This is a genomic window from Alphaproteobacteria bacterium, from assembly GCA_041396705.1.
GTDB lineage: Bacteria > Pseudomonadota > Alphaproteobacteria > CALKHQ01 > CALKHQ01 > CALKHQ01.
In genome coordinates this window covers 1-21,707 of record JAWKYB010000006.1, presented here as the reverse complement: position 1 = coordinate 21,707, position 21,707 = coordinate 1, and the positions used below count along the sequence as shown (strand labels likewise).

18 protein-coding genes, 1 tRNA gene and 1 pseudogene are annotated in these 21,707 nt (G+C 70.8%); 16 read left to right on the top strand and 4 right to left on the bottom strand.

Annotated features, from left to right (window positions below; all coding sequences use genetic code 11):
- Positions 1-8 precede the first annotated feature (8 nt).
- The 6 genes from pgsA to R3F55_09650 all read left to right on the top strand — a co-directional run bounded on the left by pgsA (position 9) and on the right by R3F55_09650 (position 3,878).
- Positions 9-575, top strand: coding sequence for a CDP-diacylglycerol--glycerol-3-phosphate 3-phosphatidyltransferase (gene pgsA, locus R3F55_09675; GenBank protein MEZ5667682.1), 567 nt, complete (start codon positions 9-11; stop codon positions 573-575).
- Positions 576-583: 8 nt separating this feature from the next.
- The gene (gene mobB, locus R3F55_09670; protein MEZ5667681.1) at positions 584-1,081 is read left to right on the top strand and encodes a molybdopterin-guanine dinucleotide biosynthesis protein B; all 498 of its coding nucleotides are present in this window, start codon (positions 584-586) and stop codon (positions 1,079-1,081) included.
- 123 nt (positions 1,082-1,204) lie between these two features.
- On the top strand, positions 1,205-1,372 hold the full coding sequence (locus R3F55_09665; GenBank protein ID MEZ5667680.1) for a YdcH family protein: 168 nt from the start codon (positions 1,205-1,207) through the stop codon (positions 1,370-1,372).
- Positions 1,373-1,598: 226 nt separating this feature from the next.
- Positions 1,599-1,685: transfer RNA gene (locus tag R3F55_09660), tRNA-Leu, on the top strand.
- 95 nt (positions 1,686-1,780) lie between these two features.
- Complete coding sequence (locus tag R3F55_09655; GenBank protein MEZ5667679.1) at positions 1,781-2,767, top strand: SDR family oxidoreductase; 987 nt, start codon at positions 1,781-1,783, stop codon at positions 2,765-2,767.
- Positions 2,768-2,873: 106 nt separating this feature from the next.
- A complete protein-coding gene (locus tag R3F55_09650) occupies positions 2,874-3,878 on the top strand; it encodes a hypothetical protein (protein ID MEZ5667678.1) in 1,005 nt (334 codons plus the stop codon).
- A gap of 19 nt (positions 3,879-3,897) precedes the next feature.
- Here the strand turns inward: R3F55_09650 and R3F55_09645 are convergent, their stop codons facing one another.
- Positions 3,898-6,003, bottom strand: a complete 2,106-nt coding sequence (locus R3F55_09645; GenBank protein ID MEZ5667677.1) for a catalase — start codon at positions 6,001-6,003, stop codon at positions 3,898-3,900.
- Between the two features lie 161 nt (positions 6,004-6,164).
- Between R3F55_09645 and R3F55_09640 the strand changes: the two genes are divergently transcribed.
- From R3F55_09640 to R3F55_09595, 10 genes are all read left to right on the top strand, one after another.
- Entirely contained in the window at positions 6,165-6,848 is a 684-nt protein-coding gene (locus tag R3F55_09640) for a DsbA family protein (protein MEZ5667676.1), read from the top strand.
- 121 nt (positions 6,849-6,969) lie between these two features.
- Positions 6,970-7,587, top strand: coding sequence for a winged helix-turn-helix transcriptional regulator (locus R3F55_09635; protein MEZ5667675.1), 618 nt, complete (start codon positions 6,970-6,972; stop codon positions 7,585-7,587).
- Positions 7,588-7,605: 18 nt separating this feature from the next.
- A complete protein-coding gene (locus R3F55_09630; protein ID MEZ5667674.1) occupies positions 7,606-8,100 on the top strand; it encodes a transcriptional activator RfaH in 495 nt (164 codons plus the stop codon).
- 53 nt (positions 8,101-8,153) lie between these two features.
- On the top strand, positions 8,154-9,050 hold the full coding sequence (gene cysD / locus R3F55_09625; protein MEZ5667673.1) for a sulfate adenylyltransferase subunit CysD: 897 nt from the start codon (positions 8,154-8,156) through the stop codon (positions 9,048-9,050).
- Entirely contained in the window at positions 9,050-10,927 is a 1,878-nt protein-coding gene (gene cysC, locus R3F55_09620; GenBank protein ID MEZ5667672.1) for an adenylyl-sulfate kinase, read from the top strand. The genes cysD and cysC overlap by 1 nt, the downstream gene beginning before the upstream one ends.
- 98 nt (positions 10,928-11,025) lie before the next feature.
- Complete coding sequence (locus tag R3F55_09615) at positions 11,026-12,399, top strand: adenylate/guanylate cyclase domain-containing protein (GenBank protein ID MEZ5667671.1); 1,374 nt, start codon at positions 11,026-11,028, stop codon at positions 12,397-12,399.
- 55 nt (positions 12,400-12,454) lie between these two features.
- On the top strand, positions 12,455-13,129 hold the full coding sequence (locus R3F55_09610; GenBank protein ID MEZ5667670.1) for a Fe2+-dependent dioxygenase: 675 nt from the start codon (positions 12,455-12,457) through the stop codon (positions 13,127-13,129).
- A gap of 177 nt (positions 13,130-13,306) precedes the next feature.
- Complete coding sequence (locus R3F55_09605; GenBank protein ID MEZ5667669.1) at positions 13,307-14,995, top strand: vanadium-dependent haloperoxidase; 1,689 nt, start codon at positions 13,307-13,309, stop codon at positions 14,993-14,995.
- A gap of 7 nt (positions 14,996-15,002) precedes the next feature.
- Positions 15,003-15,998 (top strand): 2-oxoglutarate and iron-dependent oxygenase domain-containing protein, encoded by a 996-nt coding sequence (locus R3F55_09600; protein ID MEZ5667668.1) that lies wholly within the window; start codon positions 15,003-15,005, stop codon positions 15,996-15,998.
- A 70-nt stretch (positions 15,999-16,068) separates the two neighbouring features.
- Positions 16,069-16,863 (top strand): AAA family ATPase, encoded by a 795-nt coding sequence (locus R3F55_09595; protein MEZ5667667.1) that lies wholly within the window; start codon positions 16,069-16,071, stop codon positions 16,861-16,863.
- A 45-nt stretch (positions 16,864-16,908) separates the two neighbouring features.
- On the opposite strand, the pseudogene rpoD reads toward R3F55_09595, so the two are convergent.
- The 3 genes and pseudogenes from rpoD to R3F55_09580 form a co-directional block, all read right to left on the bottom strand.
- Positions 16,909-18,904 (bottom strand): annotated as a pseudogene (rpoD, locus tag R3F55_09590) (RNA polymerase sigma factor RpoD).
- A 59-nt stretch (positions 18,905-18,963) separates the two neighbouring features.
- Positions 18,964-20,850: a DNA primase gene (gene dnaG, locus R3F55_09585; GenBank protein ID MEZ5667666.1), complete on the bottom strand. Its 1,887-nt coding sequence runs from the start codon at positions 20,848-20,850 to the stop codon at positions 18,964-18,966.
- 109 nt (positions 20,851-20,959) lie between these two features.
- Entirely contained in the window at positions 20,960-21,412 is a 453-nt protein-coding gene (locus tag R3F55_09580; protein MEZ5667665.1) for a GatB/YqeY domain-containing protein, read from the bottom strand.
- Positions 21,413-21,707: the final 295 nt, after the last annotated feature.

Here is a 21,707-nt window from a genome sequence, read left to right as displayed (position 1 = left end):
TGGCCGTCATGCTGTGGACGCTTCCGAACCTGCTCACCCTCGGCCGGGTGGTTGCCGTGCCGGTGATCGTCGGCCTGATGTTCGTGCCGTCAGACGCGGTGCGCTGGCTGGCGGCCCTGCTGTTCGCCGCTGCCGCCGTCACCGACTGGTTCGACGGCTGGCTGGCCCGCGCCCGCGGCCAGACCTCCGCCTTCGGCCGCTTCCTCGACCCGATCGCCGACAAGGTGCTGGTGATCCTGGTGCTGGTGATGCTGGTCGCCGACGGCACGGTGGCGCACGTCCACGTGGTCGCCGTGCTGGTGATCGTCGCGCGCGAGATCCTGGTCGCCGGCCTGCGCGAGTTTCTCGCCGGCGACTCGGTGGCGATGCCGGTGACCTTCCTCGCCAAGTGCAAGACCACGGTGCAGCTGGTCGCCATCGTCGTGCTGATGGTGGCGCCGATGACCGGACAGGCGGTGCACGTGGTCGGGCTGGTGCTGCTGTGGGCGGCGGCGGCGGCAACCGCCGTCACCGGCGCGGACTATCTGCGCCGTGGCATCGCCCATGTCGTCGCCCGCGACCGGGCCGGGGGCTGACCGCGCACATGCAGGTGTTCGGGATCGTCGGCTGGAGCGGCAGCGGCAAGACCGTGCTGGTCGAGAAGCTGATCGCCCGCTTCGTCGCATGCGGCATCGGCGTCAGCACGATCAAGCACGCGCACCACGCCTTCGATATCGACCGGCCGGGCAAGGACAGCTATCGCCACCGCCAGGCCGGCGCGCAGGAGGTGATGGTGGCCTCGCGCGCCCGCGTCGCGATGGTGCGCGAGCTGCGCGGCGCGCCGGAGCCGACGCTGGACGAACTGCTGGCCCGGCTGATCCCGGTCGACCTGGTGCTGGTCGAGGGCTTCAAGTTCGCCCACCATGCCAAGCTGGAGGTGCACGATCCGGCGCTGGGGCGGCCACCGCTGTGCCGCGACGATCCGCACGTCGTGGCGCTGGCCTGCCCACCGCCGGCGCCGGCGGTCGCGATCCCGGCCTTCGACCGCGACGACGACGCGGCGATCGCGGCGTTCGTCCTGGCGCGGACCGGGCTCGGCTGAGTCGGCCTGTATGGCGTCGTCAGGGCCGGTGCCGCCAATTGTGAACGACACGGATATGGCAATTTTTTTACGAGTGCCTAGAATATGATTGCTGGGTCCAACTTTGTCGGAAGGAGACCACGGATGAGCGAACCAAGCAATCTGGCCGCGCTCCGCGATCAGCACGCACAGCTGCACACGATGATCGAGGAGGAGGAGCGGCGCCTTGCTCCGGACACGCTCAAACTGCACGAGCTCAAGCGACAAAAGCTGAAAATCAAGGACGAGATCGCACAGGCGGCCGCACATTGAAGTCGCAGCGACACACTCGGTAAGGCCATTGCGCCGGCGTATTCTGGGGAACGCCGGCGCATTTTGTGTCTGGGGGTCGCATCGTCGGGCCGCAAGGCCCGACGCCGGCGGCTCGTGGAACCGCGGCGGAGCCGCCGCCGGCCGCATCGCCCGCTGAGGCGCGTGGTTGTCAGCGGGGAAGGCTTTGTCTATTTGTCTGCCTTGGCCGTCGGGCGACGGCCTGGCCGCGGATGTGGCGGAACCGGTAGACGCGCCAGACTCAAAATCTGGTTCTGGTAACAGAGTGAGAGTTCGAGTCTCTCCATCCGCACCATTGCCTGACCTCGCCTCGGGCGCCCGGATGCGCACCGGCCCTGTGGCCGGTACCGGCATCGGCGGGTCGCGCCGCGGCCCGCAGCGGGACGGCCCATGACGCTCAACGTTCTGTTCATCGGCGGCACCGGACAGATATCGCTGTCCTGTGTGGAGGCCGCGGTCGCGGCCGGGCACCGCGTGACCGTGTACAACCGCGGCACCACAGCGGCGACCCTGCCCGACGGCGTGGCGACCGTCGGCGGCGACCTCAACGACGACTCGCAGTATCGCGCGGAGGCGGCGAAGCGCTACGACGTGGTCTGCCAGTTCATCGCCTTCACCGCCGAGCAGGTGCGCCGCGACCTCGCCGTGTTCCGCGGCCAGACCGCCCAGTACGTGTTCATCTCCTCGGCGTCGGCCTACAAGAAGCCGGTCGACGTCTGGCCGATCACCGAGGACGTGCCGCTGGTCAACCCCTATTGGGAATACAGCCGCCGCAAGGCCGAGGCGGAGGCCGCGATCGTCGGCCAGGACGCGGTGCCGTACACCATCGTGCGGCCCAGCCACACGGTCCGCACCCAGCTGCCGACCGCGCTTTCGGAACGCGACCACGCGGCGACGCGGATGCGGCTGAGCCTGCCGGTGATCGTGCCCGGCGACGGCACCAGCCTGTGGACGCTGACCCGGTCGGAGGACCTCGCGGTGCCGTTCGTCGGCCTGTTCGGCAAGCCGGCGGCCCTGGGCGAGGCCTTCCACATCACCAGCGACCGGGCGTTCACCTGGGACCAGATCTATGCCGCCATCGGCCGCGGCGTCGGCGCACAGCCCGACATCGTTCACGTCCCCACCGACAGCCTGGTCCGCTTCGATCCGGAGTGGACCGGGCCGCTGCTGGGCGACAAGGTCCACTCGGTCGTGTTCGACAACAGCAAGGTCAGGGCGGTGGCGGGCGACTTCGCCTGCGCCGAAAGCCTGGACGCGATCCTGGCCGAGCCGCTGCGCTGCTATCGCCAGCGCACCGCCGGCGTGGCGCCGGCGCGCATCGCCCTCGACGACAAGCTCGACGTCATCGTCGCCGCCCAGCGCGCCGTCGGCGCATAGGCTCCGCGGCCGGCCGCGCATCGCCAACCCAGATCTCGCCAGAATCGTCGCCTATGCGGGGGCTTCGCGCCGCCCGGCAGGGCGCGGCGCCTGCAAGGAGTGACGCATGCGATTCGCAAAGCGGCCCGCGCTGGCTTGGCTGACCCTGGGCCTCGGGCTCGCCGGGCCGGCGCAGGCCGACGAGATGCTGTTCGAGGTCGACCTCGCCATCGGCGCACCGGTGGCCCTGGCCGCCGATCCCACCGGCGTCCGCGTCGCGGTGGCGGACGCGACGACCGTGGCAGTGCTCGATGCCGCCGACGGCCGGCCGGTCGCCAGCTTCGCAATCGACGGGTGCTGCATCGCCGACATGGTCTTCGTCGATGTCGAGCGGCTGGCCATCGCGCTCGACGGCGGCGACGGGCCGGCGCCGGCCGCCGGCATGCAGATCCGCGACGCGGCCTCCGGCGCACTGCTCTATGCCGATGCCGGTACCGGCGGTTGCCGGCAGCTCGACTTCTCGGCCCACGGCCTGATGCTGGTCGGCGCCTGCGAGGCCGGCGGCCCGGTCTGGTCGCTGTCCGGCGACGGGCCGGCGCGCACCGCGCTGCTCGGCGACCGGCCGCTGCAGAGCGCGGCGATCGACCCGGGCGGCGAGCTGGCGGTGTTCGCGCCGAGCGCGCTGCCGGCCGCCCGCGGCCCGGCCGAGACCGTGACGCTGTATCAGCTGACTGGCAAGGAGGGCCCGCTGGAGACCTTCGGCCTGTCCGCACCGGTGCTGCACCTGGACTGGGTCGGCGCACCCGACTTCATCGCGGTCACCGCCGACGGCCGGCTCGTCCGACTCGGTTTCGGCGGCGCGGTGACAGACCTGCGCGGCGGCCTCGACCCGGAGACCGCGGCCGGGCTGGAACCCAGCCCCTGGGGCCGGATGATCGCCGGCGACTTCGTAGACGGCGCGCTGATCGCGGCCGGCGACGGCGCTGCCGTCGGCACCGATGCGGCGGTGCCGATGCGCGGCCGCGGGCTGTGGGCCTTCGGCGCGGACTCCCCGGCGCTGTTCTGGCTCGGCCAGCCGCCGACCTACCCGGCGCCGGTGTTGCGGCGTTGGCAGGTCGACGAACCGTTCTGAGCCGGGGGCGACCGGCCGCTCAGCCGTCCGCCCGTGCCCAGTAGCGCAGCTCGCGGCACAGTTTCAGGAACTTCTGCGCGTCCGCCGCCCCGGTCAGGCGCAGGCAGCCGTCGTCCAGCGCATCCGCCACGCCCGACTTCTCGAGCAGCGGTCCCGCAGCCGCGCCGTAGCCGATGAACTTCAGGTGAGCGTGGGCGTCGGCGACGAACTGGCAGGCCGCCGGGTCGTCGGCGAGCTGGCGCGCGCCATCCGCGGAAGGCACGATCGCCACCGCGTCGAACAGCACCGACGGGCCGCCGCCGATCTTCTCGTCGCCGGCGATCCGGCTGCCGTCGGCGGCTTCGATGCCGCCCACCTGCGGCACGACCATGGCGACGGTGGCGCCGGCGTCGGCCGCCGCCGCGCGCAGCGCGGCGAGCAGCGCGCCGTCGGCGCCGTCGGTGGCCAGGATGCCGAGCTTGCGCCCGCCGAAGCTGCCCGCGGCGTTCCGGAGGATGCTGAGCGCCGGCGACTCCGGCAGGTCGACCACGGCCCGCGCCGGCCTGGCGGCTGCCGGCATCGCGTCCAGCCGCAGGCCGTCGCACACGCGCCGTGCCAGCGTCTCGTCGATCACCCGCAGATGGCCGACCATGCGGGCGCGGATGGCCACGGTCTTCACCTTCGACAGCTCGAACACCAGTGCGTCGGCGATGTGCGCCTGCTCCAGCGCGGTCTGGCTGCGGTAGAACTGGCGGGCCTGGCTGTAGTGGTCGGCGAAGGTCTCCGACCGCACCCGGCGCCTCGGCCCCGTCACCGCCGCCTCGAACGAGCGGAAGCCGGTGTTCGGGTCCTCCCGCGGCCCGCCTTCGGCGCCGCCCCAGCTGTTCGGCTCGTAGTTCGCGCGGCCCTGCGGGTTGGCCATCGCCATGTGCCCGTCCTGCTGGAAGCTGTGCATCGGGCATTTCGGCGCGTTGACCGGAATGTGGGTGAAGTTCGGGCTGCCCAAGCGCTTCAGCTGCGTGTCGAGATAGGAGAAGTTGCGTCCCTGCAGCAGCGGGTCGTCGGTGAAGTCGATGCCGGGCACGATGTTCTGGGTGCAGAAGGCGACCTGCTCGGTTTCGGCGAAGAAGTTGTCGACGACGCGGTCGAGCACCAGCCGGCCGACGATGCGGATCGGCACCTCCTCCTCCGGGATCAGCTTGGTCGGGTCGAGGACGTCGAACCCGAACCGCTCGGCGGCGTCGTCGTCGAACAGCTGCAGGCCCAGCTCCCACTCGGGGAAGTCGCCCGCGCCGATCGCATCCCACATGTCGCGGCGATGGAAGTCGGGGTCGGCGCCGTTGATCTTGACCGCCTCGTCCCACACCACCGACTGCATGCCCTGCTTCGGCTTCCAGTGGAACTTGACGAAGGTCGACCTGCCCTTGGCGTTGACCAGCCGGAATGTGTGGACGCCGAAGCCCTCCATGAACCGCAGCGAGCGGGGGATCGTCCGGTCGGACATGATCCACATCACCATGTGCATCGCCTCGGGCGTCAGCGAGATGAAGTCCCAGAAATTGTCGTGCGCGGTCTGCGCCTGCGGAAAGCCGCGGTCGGGCTCCGCCTTGGCGGCGTGGATCAGGTCGGGGAACTTGATCGCGTCCTGGATGAAGAATACCGGGATGTTGTTGCCGACGATGTCCCAGTTGCCCTGCCGCGTGTACAGCTTGACCGCGAAGCCGCGCACGTCGCGGGCCAGGTCGGGTGAGCCCTTGCTGCCGGCGACGGTGGAGAAGCGCACGAAGGCGGGCGTGCGTTCGCCCTTGCGCTGGAAGATGTCCGCGGCGGTGATGTCGGCCAACGCCCGGGTGGTCTCGAAATAGCCGTGCGCGCCATAGCCGCGGGCGTGCACCACCCGCTCGGGGATGCGCTCGTGGTCGAAGTGGAACAGCTTCTCGCGCAGGTGGAAGTCTTCCAGCAGGGTCGGGCCGCGCCCGCCGGCCTTCAGCGAGTTCTGGTCGTCCGCGACCGGCACGCCCTGCTGCGTCGTCAGCGCCGGTACGTCGCGGCCGGCGGTCTGGTGGATCTCGCCGCCTTCTCCGACCTTGCCCGCCGCCTTGCCTCCAGCCCCGGATTTGCCGCCCCGTCCGGCCGTCGATGCCATCGCGTCCTCCCTGCCTGCACAATTGTCGTGGTGCTGGCAGAACGCGCCAGCCGGCGGGCCGTTCCCGGGCGGGTCGAAACCGTTCCGGATCGCGCCGTCCGCGCGCAGAAGTGAGCGCGCAGCCGCTTGCGCGGCGCCCGGCCATCTGGTTGCATCCGGCGATGATTCGCACCCTTGCCAGCCTTTTACTGGCGGCCGCGGCGCTCGCCGCGCCGCCGGCCGCCAGCGCCACCGAGTTCGACCGCGAGGCGGTCATCGGCTATCTGCTCGACAACCCGGACGTGATCCTGGAGGCGATCGACCGCTACGAGGGCGCGCAGAAGGTGGCGGCGCACCGCGACGCGCTGTTCGCGACGGCGGGCGACCCGGTCGGCGGCAATCCCGACGGCCGCATCGTGCTGGTCGAGTTCTCGGACTACAACTGTCCCTATTGCCGGGCGATGCTGCCGGCGCTGAAGCGGCTGATGGCCGAGGAGCCGGAGCTGCGGCTGGTCTACAAGGAGATGCCGATCCTGGCGCCGGAGAGTTGGTATGCGGCCCAGGTGGCGCTGACCGCCAATGAGCAGGGCCTGTACGGCGAATTCCACGAGGCGATGTTCGGCGTCGGCGCCCGCAACCGGGAGCTGGTCGACACCATCGCCGAACTGGTCGGCGTCGACGTCGCGGCCGGCGGGCCGCTCACCCGCTTCGACCCGCAGATCAACGCCAACCTCGGGCTCGGCCAGGACCTCGGCACCGACGGCACGCCGACCTTCGTGATCGGAAGCCGCATCCTGGTCGGCGACGTCGGCTACGACACGCTGAAGGCGGCGATCGAAGCCGAGCGGGCGCGCCTGGGCCTTTAGGAGACGGGCGGTCGCGGGCCGGTGCGCCGCGCCGGCGGTCGTGTTGACACGACGCGGAGCCGGGGTGTAGTTCAATTTCTGAACATGGACCGCGTCGGCGCCGGAAGGGCCTGGAATCCCGATGTCCCAGGATAATGTGCTGCGGCAGCTGCTGGAGGAGATCCAGCAGGATCCGGCCGTCTCGCAACGCAAGCTGGCGTCCAGCCTCGGCCTGTCGATCGGCTCGGTCAACTGGCACCTGAAGCGCTGCGCCGGCAAGGGCTGGATCAAGCTGCGCCAGGCGCCGGTCAAGCGCTACCTGTACTACCTGACGCCCGAGGGCTTCGGCGAGAAGGCGCGGCTGACCGCCGAGTTCCTGCGGGTGTCGTTCGACATCCTGCGCGTCGGCCGCCAGCAGTACGAGGCGCTGACCGCGCTGTGCGAGGCCAACGGCTGGTCCGACGTCGCGCTGCTCGGCGACAGCGAGCTGGCGGAGCTGGCGATGCTGGTGATGTCGCGCAGCGAGACCGTGCGCGCCCATTGCGTGCTCGATCCCCGCTCCACGCGCAGCCGCTGCGCCGGGCTGCCGGTCGTGACCGGGCCGGAGCAGGTGCTGGCGCAGATGCCCGCCGGCCGGCTTGATGCGCTGGTCGGCACCCATTTCGAGGTGCGGCTGCCGAAGCGCTACGACCTCGACGCGCTGCGCACGGCTCTGGCGCTCGACGCGCAGCAGCTGCTCATCCCCCCCTTCATCCACTAGGTTCCGGGAAGATCGCCCATGTGGCTTGCCGTCAACACCCATGCCAACGCGGAGGACACCGCCATCAGCAACCTGGAGCGGCAGGCCTATGCCTGCTATTGCCCCAAGGTTGCAGTGCAGCGTCGCCACGCCCGCAAGGTCGAGACGGTGCGACGGCCGTTCTTCCCCGGCTATGTCTTCGTCGACGTCGCCAGCCGCGACGGGATCTGGCGGCCGATCATGTCGACCGTCGGCGTGCGTGCGGTGGTGCGCTTCGGCGAGCGGCTGGGCATCGTGCCGGCCGGCCTGGTCGAGACGTTGCGCGCGCGCGAGGCCGAGGGCGACCTGCGCGCCCACGGCGTGCGCGACCGGTTCCGGCTGGGCCAGGAGGTGCGCTTCGACGGCACCGCCTTCCACGACCTGGTCGGCCGGATCGTCGCCATCGACCCGCGCGACCGCATCTGGGTGCTGCTCGACCTGCTGCAGCGCACCGTGAAGGTGGCGGCGCTGCCGCAACATCTGGTCGCGGCCTGACGCGGCCGGCGGCCGGTCGGCCGTCGCATCGCTGGCCCGAAGGGCGGGAATCCATGCACCCCTATCTGCGCATGCTCGAGGCCGAAAGCATCGCCATCCTGCGCGAGGTGGCGGCCGGCTTCGCCAACCCCGTGCTGATGTACTCGATCGGCAAGGATTCCTCGGTGCTGCTGCACCTCGCGCGCAAGGCGTTCCACCCCGCGCCGGTGCCGTTCCCGCTGCTGCACATCGACACCACCTGGAAGTTCCGCGACATGATCGCGTTCCGCGACCGCACCGCGGCGGAGCTGGGCGTGCGGCTGATCGTGCACACCAACGAGGCCGGCCGCGCCGAGGGCCTGTCGCCGGTCACCCACGATTCGGTCACCTACACCGACGTGATGAAGACCCAGGCGCTGCGCCAGGCGCTCGACCTCTACCGCTTCGACGCGGCCATCGGCGGCGCCCGCCGCGACGAGGAGGCGTCGCGCGCCAAGGAGCGGATCTTCTCGCACCGCGACGCCAACCACCGCTGGGACCCGCGCCAGCAGCGGCCCGAGCTGTGGCAGCTGGCCAACACCGCGCTGGCGCCCGGCGAGTGCATGCGCGTGTTCCCGCTGTCGAACTGGGGCGAGCTCGACGTCTGGCGCTACATCGCCGCCGAGGACATCCCGGTGGTGCCGCTGTATTTCGCGACCGACCGGCCGGTGGTGGAGCGCAAGGGCGCGCTGATCATGGTCGACGACGAGCGGCTGCCGCTGGAACCCGGCGAGACGCCGCAGATGCGGGCGGTGCGGTTCCGCACGCTCGGCTGCTATCCGCTCAGCGGCGCGGTCGAGTCCGAGGCGCGCACGCTGGCCGAGGTGATCGCTGAAATGGAAGCCACCCGCCAGTCGGAACGCCAGGGCCGGCTGATCGACCACGACCAGTCGGGCTCGATGGAGAAGAAGAAGCAGGAGGGCTATTTCTGATGGCCGCCGCGGCTGCACCCATAACGGTCGCCGACGCGCCCGCGCTGGTCCGCGTCGTGGTCTGCGGCAGCGTCGACGACGGCAAGAGCACCCTGATCGGCCGCCTGCTGTGGGACTGCGACGTGGTGCCCGACGACCAGGCGGCGAAGCTGCGCAGCGACAGCGCCAAGTTCGGTCGCGCCGGCGACGGGCTCGACTACTCGCTGCTGCTCGACGGTCTGCTGGCCGAGCGCGAGCAGGCGATCACCATCGACGTCGCCTATCGCTATCTCGCCGTCGGCGCGAGCCGCCTGATCATCGCCGACGTGCCGGGCCACGAGCAGTACACCCGCAACATGGCCACCGGCGCCTCGCAGGCCGAGGTGGCGATCGTGCTGGTCGACGCCCGCCAGGGCGTGGTGCGCCAGACCCGGCGCCACACCAACATCCTCTCGGTGCTGGGCGTGCGCGCGGTGGTGCTGGCGGTGAACAAGATGGACCTGGTCGGCCGCGACCGGGCGGCGTTCGACCGGATCGTCGAGGACTACCGCGCCCATGCCGGGCGGATGGGCATCGCGCAGATCGCCGCGGTACCGGTGGTGGCGCCGGAGGGCGCCAACATCGTGCGCAACGAGGGCGGCATCGCCTGGTACGACGGGCCGTCGGTGCTGGAGGCGCTGCTGCGGCCGGCACCGGGATCCGACCGGACCGAGCGGCCGTTCCGCATGCCGGTGCAGCTGGTCAACCGGCCCAACGTCGCCTTCCGCGGCTATTGCGGCACCGTCGCCGCCGGCCGGGTGGCGCCGGGCGACCGGGTCACGGTGGTGCCGGGCGGACGCGAGACGACGGTGGCCCGGGTGCTCGCCTTCGAAGGCGCGCGCGCGGCGGCCGAGGCGGGCGACGCGGTGACGCTGGAGCTTGCCGACGACGTCGACATCGGCCGCGGTGCCATCCTGGCCGCGCCCGACGACGCGCCGCACCTGGCCGACCAGTTCGCCGCCACCCTGATCTGGCTGGACGAGAAGCCGATGCTGCCCGGCCGGCGCTATCGCATCAAGCTCGGCTCCGGCGCCGAGACCGGTGCGGAGGTCACCACGCTGAAGCACCGCATCGACGTGGAGACGCTGGACAACCAGGCCGCGCGCACGCTGGATGCCAACGACATCGGTTTCTGCAACCTGATGCTGGACCGCCCGGTGGCCTTCGACGCCTATGCCGACAACCGCACCACCGGCGCCTTCATCCTGATCGACCGGGTCAGCAACCGCACCGTCGGCGCCGGCATGATCGCCTTCGCGCTGCGGCGGGCCGAGAACCTGACCTGGCAGGCGCTGGACGTGACCGTGGCCGAGCGGGCGCGGCTGAAGGGCCAGCGGCCCTGCGTGCTGTGGTTCACCGGCCTGTCGGGCGCTGGCAAGTCGACCGTCGCCAACCTGGTCGAGCGCCGGCTGCACGCGATGGGCCGGCACAGCTATGTGCTGGACGGCGACAACGTGCGCCACGGCCTGAACCGCGACCTCGGCTTCACCGAGGCCGACCGGGTCGAGAACGTCCGCCGGGTCGGCGAGGTCGCCCACCTGTTCGTCGACGCCGGCCTGATCGTGATCGCGGCGCTGATCTCGCCCTATCGCAGCGACCGGCGCATGGTGCGCGAGATGGTGCCGCAGGGCAGCTTCGTCGAGGTGTTCGTCGACACCCCGCTGGAGGTCTGCGAGCGGCGCGACCCCAAGGGCCTCTATGCCAAGGCGCGCGCCGGCCAGATCGCCAACTTCACCGGCATCGGCGCGCCCTACGAGGCGCCGGAGCAGCCTGAGATCCACCTGCACGGCGGATCGCGCCCGCCCGAGGAGCTGGCCGAGCTGGTCGTCCAGCACCTGGTCGAAGGCGGCTACGTCTAGGCGCCGTGTGCCGCGCCTGCGGCGACCGGTTGCCGCCCGCGGCCCCGTCACTGCAATATGAAGCGTTGTGACGGGCATTGCGGGGGCCGGATCGCCACATGCGCGCGATGAACGAGCTCTCGCCGCGGCCTGCCGGCTTCCGGATGATCCTGGGCGATCGCCGCAGCACCGCGCTGCCGGCGCGCATCCGCGCCGCGATCGGCCGGCAGCAGGACCGGGCGGAGCGGCTGATCGGCCTGGTCCAGCTCGGCGTCGTCGTCATGTTCGGCGTGCTCTATTTCCTGTCGCCGACCACCTATCCCGCCGACGTGCGCTTCGTGCCGGTGCCCTATGCCCTGGCGCTGTATTTCTGCTTCACGCTGATCCGGGTGGCGCTCTCGTTCCGGCTGCGCCTGCCCGACTGGTTCCTGATGCTGTCGATCCTGATCGACATCGGGCTGTTGATGACGCTGATCTGGTCGTTCCACCTGCAATATGTGCAGCCGCCCAGCTTCTATCTGAAGATCCCGACGCTGCTCTACGTGTTCATGTTCATCTCGCTGCGCACGCTCCGCTTCGAGCCGCGCTTCGTCGCCGCCGCCGGCATCACCGCGGCCGCCGGCTGGGCGATTCTGGTCGCCTATGCCGCGACCTACGACGAGGGCGGCACCATGGTCACCCGCGACTTCGTCGAATACATGACCCAGAACGCGATCCTGATCGGGGCGGAGTTCGACAAGATCATCTCGATCCTGGTGGTGACCGGGATCCTGGTGGTGGCCCAGGTCCGCGCCCGCCGCCTGCTGGTGCAGGCGGTGGCCGAGGGCCAGGCGGCGGCGGACCTGTCGCGCTTCTTCGATTCCAGCCTCGCCACCCAGATCCGCAGCGCCGAGACCGAGATCGCCGCCGGCGAGGGCCAGGCCCGCGACGGCGCGGTGATGTTCATCGACATCCGCGGATTCTCCGCCCTGTCTGCCCACTACGAACCGACCGCGCTGATCCGGCTGCTGGCCGAATACCAGGCCCGCGTGGTGCCGGTGATCCAGGCCCATGGCGGGCTGATCGACAAGTTCCTCGGCGACGGCGTCATGGTCACCTTCGGCATCGCCGCCGACAGCGCCACCTACGCCGCCGACGCGCTGCGCGCCGCCGAGGCGGTGATCGTCACGGTCGACCGCTGGAACGCCGAGCGCGCCGCCGCCGGCGACCGCCCGATCGTGGTCAATGCCGCGGTCGCGTCCGGCCGTGTCGTGTTCGGCGCGGTCGGCGACGCCACCCGGCTGGAATACACCGTGATCGGCGCCGCGGTGAACCTGGCGGCAAAGCTGGAGAAGCATGCCAAGGCAGAGGCGGTGCGCGCCCTGGCCACGGCGGAGGCCTACGACATCGCCGTCGCCCAGGGCTTCGCACCGGCCGGCCCGATCGAGCGCCGGCCGCAGCGCCGGGTGCAGGGTATCGACCAGCCGATCGATCTGGTCGCATTGGTGCCCTAGGCCGCCCCCGCTAGGATGCCTTCGGTACGGAGGCAGCGAGAAAAGGGGGGCGCGGATGTTCGCGCAGATCGACGGACTGTTGAGCCCGCAGCAGCTGGAACGCCTGCGCGGGCTGGTGACGCAGACCCAGTTCGACGACGGGTCCGCGACGTCGGGCCGGATCGCGGCCGGCCGCAAGCGCAATCTGCAGATGCGCGCGACCGGCGAACCGGCGCAGCAGGCGGCCGTGATGGTGCAGCAGGCGGTGCTGTCCAGCGACGAGTTCGTCCGGCTGACCGTGCCGCGCCGGCTGCACCTGGCCTTCAACCGCTACGAGCCCGGGATGGAATACGGCGCCCATTTCGACGCCGGCGTGGTCGGCGCCAGCATGGAGCGGGCGCTGCGCACCGACATCTCGATGACCCTGTTTCTCAATCATCCCACCGACTACGACGGTGGCGTGCTGCACATCGATACGGCCTTCGGCGAGCAGGAGATCAAGCTGCCGGCCGGCAGCGCCATCCTCTATCCCGGCAACCTGCGCCACTGGGTCACGCCGGTGACGCGCGGCGCGCGGCTGGCCGCCTTCGGCTGGGTGCAGTCGATGGTGCGCAATGCCGAACAGCGCCGCATCGTCAGCGACCTCAACCTGCTGCGCCGGCGCCTGGCCGAGACCGAGGCCGACGAGGAGCTGCAGCAGCTGGCCTCGTGCGGCTACCAGGATCTGCTGCGCCAGTGGGCGGACCTGTAGGATCCGTGCCGCGGCCGACGCTGTCGTCGGGCGCTCCGGCGAATCCGCGCCTTCACCGCGCCTTAATGTGATCCGATCAGCATCGACAGCCGACGCGGCGAGCGGATATTGAGGGGCCGAAGCCTGCCACCGGCGCGCGCCGCGCACTCGGCAGGCCTCGCGGAAGGGAATGCAGCCATGGCGTTGCGGAACATCCTTGTCGCCACCATCGCCGCCGTCGCGTTTGCCGGCAGCACAGGGGCGGCGACGCCGCCTCCGGCCGCCCCCGGCTCCGGGTCCGCGCCGCACGCGGCGCGCGAGCATGAGCCGCTGCTCTACGACAACATCGTGCTGAACTGGAACGAGGCGATGCTGGCGGCGGTGCGGGCCAACCCGCCGCGGCCGACCGTCACCGCGCGCAACCTGCACATCGTGCACACCGCCATCTACGACGCCTGGGCCGCCTATGACGCGGTCGCGCTCGGCACGCGCTACGGCGATGCGCTGCGCCGGCCGGCGGCGGAGCGGACCGAGGCCAACATGGCGGCGGCGCTGAGCTATGCCGCGCACCGCGCCGCGTCCGCACTTTATCCGCAGCAGCAGGCGATCTTCGATGCGATGATGGCCGCCCAGGGCCTTCAGCCGGACCGGACCGACCATGACCCGGCGACGCCGGCCGGCGTGGGCAACCTGGCCGCCGACGCGGTGCTGGCCTACTGGGCCGAGGACGGCTCCAACTGGCAGAACAACTTCGCCGACACCACCGGCTATGCGCCGGTCAACGCGCCCGAGCTGTCGCCCACCGACGCCGCCTTCGATCCGAATCGCTGGCAGCCGCTGATCGTGCCGACCGGGTCGGTGCGCGACGAGCACGGCAACCCGGTCGTCTCCGCCGACCCGGCATCCTTCCGGGTGCAGGCGGCGCTGACGCCGCAATGGGGCCAGGTGCGGCCGTTCGCCATGCCCAGCGGCGACGCTGTGCGGCCGCCGGCCCCGCCGGTCTATGGCGACATGAGCCCCTATGTCGACGCGCTGGGCCGCGAGACCACCAACCACCAGGCCTGGCTCGACCAGTATGGCGAGGTGCTGGTGCTGACAGGTGCGCTCGACGACCCGCAGACCGGCGCGCCGCGCCGCTGCATCGCCGAGTTCTGGGCCGACGGCCCCCGCTCCGATACGCCGCCGGGTCACTGGAACCAGATCGCGCAGGGCATCGCGCTGCGCGACGGCTACGGCATCGGCGAGGCCGCGCTGCTGTACTTCGCCCTGACCGGCGCGCTGCACGACGCGGCGATCGCCGCCTGGGACGCCAAGTTCCACTACGACTCCGACCGGCCGATCACCGCGATCAGGCACGAATGGGGCGATCAGACGGTGGTGTCCTGGGTCGGCCCGAACCGCGGCGTCCACGCCATGCCCGGCGCCGACTGGCTGCCCTATCAGGAACCGACGTTCCTGACCCCGCCGTTCCCCGAATACGTCTCCGGCCACAGCACCTTCAGCATGGCGGCGGCGACGGTGATCGCCAGCTTTGCCGGGACCGACCGGTTCTACGACCCCGACAACCCGACCGAGATCGTGCTCGACCTCGACGACGAGCCCGGCCCGGACGTGCTCGGCCGCTTCGTCGATTCGGACCTGGCGTTCGAGCGCTATGACGGGCCGGACCTCGTGCTGATCTGGCCGACCCTGTTCGATGCCGCCCGCCAGGCCGGCGACTCTCGGCTCTACGGCGGCATCCATATCCAGGACGCCAACCTGCGCGGCCAGGAAATGGGCCGCGAGGTCGGTGCGATGGCACTGAACCGGGCGGCAAGCTTCTTCGACGGTACCGCGGTGATCGACGCGCCGGCCTCGCTGGCCGCGCCGCCGCAGCCGCCGCTCTGAGGCGGGGATGGCGATCCCGGTCGTCGACCTGGCCGGCGCCGCCGGCCCCGACGCCCGCAAGATCGCCGACCGGATCGGCGCGGCCTGCCGCGATGTCGGGTTCTTCGCCATCGTCAATGCCGGCGTGCCGCGCGCGGTGGAGGCCGCCGCGTGGGATGCCGCCCGCGCCTTTTTCGACCTGCCGCTGGCCGACCGCCTGGCGGCGCAGGTGCATTATCCCGGCTATCCCTATGGCTATGTACCCTATCTCGGCGAGGGGCTGGCCTATTCGCGCGGCGAGGCGACCCCGCCCGACCTGAAGGAAAGCTTCTCCTGCGCCTTCGTCGCGGCGGCGGTGGGGCCGACGGCCGACCCCGACGCTACCTTCGCGCACTGCCCCAATCTGTGGCCGTCCGCGCTGCCGGGATTCGCCGCCGCGATGGAGGCCTACTACCGCGCGATGGCGGCGCTGGCCGCGCGGCTGATGGGCCTGTTCGCGCTGGCGCTCGACCTGCCGCACGACTTCTTCGCGCCCGCGATCGACCGCCACATCAGCGCGCTGCGCATCCTCAACTACCCGGAGCCGGAGCGGACGCCGGCGCCGGGCCAGATCCGCGCCGGCGCCCACACCGACTACGGCAGCCTCACCGTGCTGCGCCAGCAGGCGGCGCCCGGCGGGCTGCAGGTGCAGGGGCCGGACGGGGGCTGGCTGGACGTGCCGGCACTCGACGACGGCTATGTGGTCAACCTCGGCGACCTGATGCAGCGCTGGACCAACGACCGCTGGCGGTCGACCCTGCACCGGGTGGTCAATCCGCCGCCCGATGCCCGTGGCCGCAGCCGGCGCCAGTCGATCGCCTTCTTCCACCAGCCGAACTGGGATGCCGAGATCGCCTGCCTGCCGTCCTGCCTGGCGCCCGGCGAGACGCCGCGCCATCCGCCGGTCCGCTCCGGCCCGCACCTGATGGCGAAATACCGCAGCACGGTGGCGTTCGAGCCGGCCGCCGGGGCGCGGCCGGTGTGACAGCTTACCGGATGATGTCGGGACCGCGGCGGCCGGGCTGCGCCGGCGCAGGTCCCGCTGTCGAGACGGCATGACGATGGCGCGACGCAACCGCACGACCCGACTGCCGGCCCCCTACCTGAAGACCATCGGTCTCAGGGCCGATGCGATGGCGGCGAACACGGGCTATCCCTTCGACCTGCCCTGGCTGCAGGACCCGGCATTCACGCTCGCCTTCACCACGCCTGTGACCATCGTCATCGGCGAGAACGGCACCGGCAAGTCGACCCTGATCGAGGCGATCGCCGCCGTCGCCGGCTATGACGAGGCCGGCGGCGGCAAGGGCTACCGTCCGGTCGACCACAGCCGGGCGATCGACCGCAACGGCGGCCTGCTGGCCGCTGCGCTGCGCGCGGCCTGGCTGCCGAAGGTCACCAATGGATGGTTCTTCCGCGCCGAATCCTTCTTCTCGGTGGCGCGTTATCTCGACGAGGCCGCGCTCGACGACCCGTCGGCCGTTCCGCCCGACTTCCTGTCGTGGTCGCATGGCGAGGGCTTCATTCGCTTCTTCGAGGAGCGGATGAGGTACCAGGGCATCTATTTCATGGACGAGCCGGAAAGCGCGCTGTCGCCGACCCGGCAGATCGAATTGCTCCGCGTCCTCGACGGCGTGCAGCGAAGCGCACGGGCCCAGGTCATCATGGCGACGCACTCGCCGATCCTGATGGCCCTGCCTGGGGCCCGCCTGCTCGAGATCACCCGCCGCGGAATCGCCGAGATCGCGTTGGCGCAGACCCGGCACTTCCGGCTCTATCGGGCCTTCATCGCCGATCCCGAGGGCTTCGTCGCCGAGGCCCTGCGCGATCCCGAGGCGTTGCGGTTCTGAGGCGAGCTGAGGGAAAAGCGGCGCCCTGCGGGCAGGCGCGTCGGCTCAGGTGTCGAGGAAGCTACGCAGCTTGCGGCTGCGGCTGGGGTGCTTCAGCTTGCGCAGCGCCTTCGCCTCGATCTGGCGGATGCGCTCGCGGGTGACGCTGAACTGCTGGCCGACCTCTTCCAGGGTGTGGTCGGTGTTCATGCCGATGCCGAAGCGCATGCGCAGCACGCGCTCCTCGCGCGGGGTCAGCGTGGCCAGCACCCGCGTGGTGGTCTCGCGCAGGTTGCCCTGGATGGCGGCGTCCAGCGGCAGCACCGCGTTCTTGTCTTCGATGAAGTCGCCGAGGTGGCTGTCCTCCTCGTCGCCGATCGGCGTCTCCAGGCTGATCGGCTCCTTGGCGATCTTCAGCACCTTGCGCACCTTGTCGAGCGGCATCATCAGCTTCTCGGCCAGCTCCTCGGGCGTCGGCTCGCGGCCGATCTCGTGCAGCATCTGGCGCGAGGTGCGCACCAGCTTGTTGATCGTCTCGATCATGTGCACCGGGATGCGGATGGTGCGGGCCTGGTCGGCGATCGAGCGGGTGATCGCCTGGCGGATCCACCATGTCGCGTAGGTCGAGAACTTGTAGCCGCGGCGGTACTCGAACTTGTCCACCGCCTTCATCAGGCCGATGTTGCCTTCCTGGATCAGGTCGAGGAACTGCAGGCCGCGGTTGGTGTATTTCTTGGCGATGGAGATCACCAGGCGCAGATTGGCCTCGACCATCTCCTTCTTCGCCACCGTGGCCTCGCGCTCGCCCTGCTGCACGGTCTGCACGATGCGGCGGAACTCGCCGACCTGCAGGCCGACGGCGGCGGAGATCTCGGCCACCTGCTGGCGCAGCGCGCCACGGAGATACCGTGGCGCTCCAATACAGGCCTTCCAGTTCTTCTCGCCGGACCTCGCCCATGCGCTCGGCCCAGTTCGGGTCGGCTTTCGCTGCCGAAATAGGAATCGAGGAAGGCGGTGCGGTCGATGCTGCACCGGGTGGCGAGGCGCAGCAGCTGGCCTTCGATCGTCACCAGCCGGCGGTTGCGGCCATAGAGCTCGTCGACCAGCTGCTCGATGCGCTGGTTGTTGAGGTGCACGTCCTCCATCAGCGTCACCAGCTGCTTGCGCAGCTTGGCGTATTTGTCCTCGAGCTTCTTGCCGGTCTCCTCGCCGGCCTGGGCGGCCTCCAGCCGCTGTTCCTGCAGCTTGTGCAGCTTGGCATAGGTCGAGGCGATCTGGTCGAAGTTGGCCAGCACCTTGGGCGCCAGCGCCGCTTCCATCGGGCGCGAAGCGAGATGTTGCCTCGTCGGCCTCGTCGTCCTCGTCGTCCTCGGGCCGGGCGACCGGCTCGCCGTCGGCGTCGACCGCCATGTCGTTGGCGGGGCTCGCCGGGGCCGGGGCCGCCGGCGCCGCAGGCCGGGCGGCCGGTGCCGGCGCGGGTGCCGGCGCCGCCGCTGTGGCCCGCCGCCGCCCTGGCCGCCGCCATAGGTGGCATCCAGGTCGATGATGTCGCGCAGCATCATCTTGCCTTCCAGCAGGCGTCCCGCCAGAACAGCAGGTTGCGGATGGTCAGCGGGCTCTCGCAGATGCCGCCGATCATCTCTCGCGGCCGGCCTCGCTGTGCGCTTGGCGATGGCGATCTTCGCCCTCGCGCGACAGCAGCTCCACCGAACCCATCTCACGCAGGTACATGCGGACCGGGTCGTCGGTACGGCCCAGATCCGTCGCTGGCCTTGGCCTCGAAACGCTCGGCCAGTTCGTCGCTCTTGGCTGCGCCGTCGTCGGCCTCGCCCTCGACCACGTTGATGCCCAGCTCGGACAGCATCGCCAGCGTGTCCTCGATCTCCTCCGCGCTCATCTGGTCGGAGGGCAGGGCCGCATTGATCTCGTCGTAGGTAACGAAGCCGCGTTCCTTGCCGCGCTGGACAAGCTTCTTCACCGCGGCGGCGGCATCCATCAGCGGGCCGTCGCTGTCCTCGCGGGTCTCGGGCGTCTCAGCGCTGGTCGCAGCCTTGCTTGCCATATTCGTTACCTGCCTTGCCAATCGAAATGCACGGCCGCACGCGGCCGTGCTGGTCCGTGTTACTGCTTGCCCGATGTGTGGATCGGCCCGGCGTCCTGATCGGAGGAGCCGGCCGCGCGCCCGCGGCGCACCGCCTGGGCCACCGCGTCGAGGCGAAGCATCGACCGCTGGTCGAAATCCCGTCGGAAATCGCTCCTTGCCTGGTCCAGGGTCGATTCCTCACTCTTCGCTTCCAGGTCGCGCAAACAGGCATACCACCCGCGCACCGCTTCCTCCGCCGTGGCCTCGCGCCACGCGAATCGGTCGGGTACCCGGGTCGTACGACCTGTCAGACTGTCGACGGTCCGATCGAAACCGCATCGCCTTAGATGGTTTTCAAGCGCGGACCTGTCAATCCGAGATTCGCCGCCGGCGCCACTTTCCACACCGTGGTCCTGGCCCAGCCAGGCGACGATGGCGTCTCGCAGCCGCGCCAGCTCCGCGTCGGCGATCGGCAGGCCGGACAGCGGCTCGTAAACCGCCTCGCCGATTTCGGGGTGATTGATCAGCGCCGCCAGCGCCGCACGTACCGGGCGGCTGCGCTGGTCGGCCAGACGCTGGTCGCGGTCGGGACGGGCGATGGCAGCCGGCCGCGGCGCCGCGGCCGGCTGGCGCGGGCGGCCGATGCCGCGTCGCGGCGCGCGCAGCAGCGTGTAGAAGCGGTCGCGCAGCATGCGGTCGTAGTGCTGGCGCACGGCCGGATCGGCGATGCGGGCGGCGCGGCGGCCGAGCTCGGCCTGCACGGCGGCCCGCTGTTCCGGCGTGTCGATGCGGCGGCCGGCCAGCGCCCCGCCCCAGACCAGGGCGAGCAGCGGGGCAGTGCGGCCGAGCGCGCGCGCCAGCCCGGCGGCCCCGGCGGTGCGCAGCAGGCTGTCCGGGTCCTCGCCCGGCGGCAGCGCGACGAAGCGCAGCGACTTGGCCGGCTTCAGGTGCGGCAGTGCGCGCTCCGCCGCCCGCGCCGCGGCGCGGCGGCCGGCGGCGTCGCCGTCGAAGCACAGCACCGGCTCGTCCGCCATCCGCCACATCAGCTCCAGCTGGCGCTCGGTCATTGCCGTGCCCAGCGGCGCCACCGCGTGCGGGTAGCCGGCCCGGTGCAGCGCGATCACGTCCATGTAGCCCTCGACCGCGATCACCGTTCCGGCGCCGCGGGCGGCGGCGCGGGCGCGCTGCAGGTTGTACAGCAGCTGGCCCTTGTGGAAGACCTCGGTGTCCGGCGAGTTCAGGTACTTGGCCGGCGAATCGCCCAGCGCACGGCCGCCGAAACCGACGATCCGCCCGCGCTCGTCGGCGATCGGGAAGGTGATGCGGTCGAAGAAATAGTCGCGCAGCGGGCCGCCGTCGTCCGGCCGCTTCATCAGGCCGGCGGCGACCAGCTGGTCGTCGCCGATGCCGGTCTTGGCCAGCGCTGCCTTCAGCCGGCCGCGTCCGTCCGGCGCGAAGCCGAGCCGGAAGGCGGCGATCGCCTCGGCATCGAGGCCGCGGCCGGCCAGATAGGCCCGCGCGTTCGTCGCGTCCGGCGCCGCCAGCTGGGCCTGGAACCAGGTGCAGGCGGTCTCCAGCACGTCGTGCAGGCTCTGGCGGCGGGCGGCCGCCGCCTTGTCCTCCGGCCGGTCCTCGGGCACCGCCAGGTTGGCGTCCGCGGCCAGCCGGCGCACCGCCTCGGGAAAGCCCAGGCCCTCGGTCTCCATCACCCAGTCGATGACGCTGCCGTGCGCGCCGCAGCCGAAGCAGTGATAGAAGCCCTTGTCGTCGGAGACCGTGAACGACGGCGTCTTCTCGTTGTGGAACGGGCAGAGGCCGGAGCTTTCCGAGCCGTTGCGCCGCAGCTGTACGCGGCGGGCGACATAGTCGCTGAGCCGCAGGCGGTCGCGCAGCTCCTGCAGGAAGTCGGGCCCGAACGTCGCCATCGCTCTGTCCTGGCCGGTGGATCAGGCCGGCCGGGCGGGGATCCTGGAACTCTTGGCGTTCATGCCGCGGCGCGGGCCGGTGGCCGTCGCGCGGGGCAGGGGAACCGGGTCAGGCTAGCCGCTCGCGCAGCAAACCGCACGCCTTTCGTGGGTCGATCCGGCCGTGATAGCGCTCCTGCATCACGGTCATCACCCGGCCCATGTCCTTCGGGCCCTTGGCGCCGAGCTCGCCGACCAGCGAATCGATCACGCCGCCCAGCTCGCCCTCGTTCAGCTGTTCGGGAAGGAAGCGGGAAATCACCGCGATCTCGTCGCGCTCCTGCTCGGCCAGTTCCAGCCGGCCGCCCTTCTCGTACATGTCGATGCTCTCGCGCCGCTGCGCGATCATCGTGTTCAGCATCGCCACGATGTCGTCGTCGCTGACCGCCTGCCGGCCGCGGGCGCGCGCGGTCGCGTCGCGGTCGTTGATCGCGGTCAGGATCAGGCGAATGGTCGCCACTGCGCGGTCGTCGCCAAGCTCGACCGCCTGTTTCAGTGACTCGTGGATGCGCTCACGCAGCATTGACGCTCCCCCAAACGTGGCCGCGAAAAATACACGGACTCACGATCGGATGTCGACTCGGTTGCCGTTTCCATAAATGCCTGAGATTAATGAGGTATTTACCGTGCCCAAAAAAATCGCACCGGCATGGCCCTTGCACGGGCTGCCATGCGCCGCCGCCCTGCAGCCTGCCGGTCCGGCCGCTGCGCGCGTTTTCCGCCGCTGTCTGGATTGCATGTAATATGGCGTGCCGGCGGCGCCCGCAAAGGGGGCGGTACAGGATTTTTTCGCACACCGTTGCAACCCGTGGCTTCGC

What these genes read in the sequence shown, in the direction of transcription:
- pgsA (MEZ5667682.1), top strand. Translation starts at nt 9, where the DNA reads ATGCTGTGGACGCTTCCGAACCTGCTCACCCTCGGCCGGGTGGTTGCC.
- mobB (MEZ5667681.1), top strand. Translation starts at nt 584, where the DNA reads ATGCAGGTGTTCGGGATCGTCGGCTGGAGCGGCAGCGGCAAGACCGTG.
- R3F55_09665 (MEZ5667680.1), top strand. Translation starts at nt 1,205, where the DNA reads ATGAGCGAACCAAGCAATCTGGCCGCGCTCCGCGATCAGCACGCACAG.
- R3F55_09655 (MEZ5667679.1), top strand. Translation starts at nt 1,781, where the DNA reads ATGACGCTCAACGTTCTGTTCATCGGCGGCACCGGACAGATATCGCTG.
- R3F55_09650 (MEZ5667678.1), top strand. Translation starts at nt 2,874, where the DNA reads ATGCGATTCGCAAAGCGGCCCGCGCTGGCTTGGCTGACCCTGGGCCTC.
- R3F55_09645 (MEZ5667677.1), bottom strand. Translation starts at nt 6,003, where the DNA reads ATGGCATCGACGGCCGGACGGGGCGGCAAATCCGGGGCTGGAGGCAAG.
- R3F55_09640 (MEZ5667676.1), top strand. Translation starts at nt 6,165, where the DNA reads ATGATTCGCACCCTTGCCAGCCTTTTACTGGCGGCCGCGGCGCTCGCC.
- R3F55_09635 (MEZ5667675.1), top strand. Translation starts at nt 6,970, where the DNA reads ATGTCCCAGGATAATGTGCTGCGGCAGCTGCTGGAGGAGATCCAGCAG.
- R3F55_09630 (MEZ5667674.1), top strand. Translation starts at nt 7,606, where the DNA reads ATGTGGCTTGCCGTCAACACCCATGCCAACGCGGAGGACACCGCCATC.
- cysD (MEZ5667673.1), top strand. Translation starts at nt 8,154, where the DNA reads ATGCACCCCTATCTGCGCATGCTCGAGGCCGAAAGCATCGCCATCCTG.
- cysC (MEZ5667672.1), top strand. Translation starts at nt 9,050, where the DNA reads ATGGCCGCCGCGGCTGCACCCATAACGGTCGCCGACGCGCCCGCGCTG.
- R3F55_09615 (MEZ5667671.1), top strand. Translation starts at nt 11,026, where the DNA reads ATGCGCGCGATGAACGAGCTCTCGCCGCGGCCTGCCGGCTTCCGGATG.
- R3F55_09610 (MEZ5667670.1), top strand. Translation starts at nt 12,455, where the DNA reads ATGTTCGCGCAGATCGACGGACTGTTGAGCCCGCAGCAGCTGGAACGC.
- R3F55_09605 (MEZ5667669.1), top strand. Translation starts at nt 13,307, where the DNA reads ATGGCGTTGCGGAACATCCTTGTCGCCACCATCGCCGCCGTCGCGTTT.
- R3F55_09600 (MEZ5667668.1), top strand. Translation starts at nt 15,003, where the DNA reads ATGGCGATCCCGGTCGTCGACCTGGCCGGCGCCGCCGGCCCCGACGCC.
- R3F55_09595 (MEZ5667667.1), top strand. Translation starts at nt 16,069, where the DNA reads ATGACGATGGCGCGACGCAACCGCACGACCCGACTGCCGGCCCCCTAC.
- dnaG (MEZ5667666.1), bottom strand. Translation starts at nt 20,850, where the DNA reads ATGGCGACGTTCGGGCCCGACTTCCTGCAGGAGCTGCGCGACCGCCTG.
- R3F55_09580 (MEZ5667665.1), bottom strand. Translation starts at nt 21,412, where the DNA reads ATGCTGCGTGAGCGCATCCACGAGTCACTGAAACAGGCGGTCGAGCTT.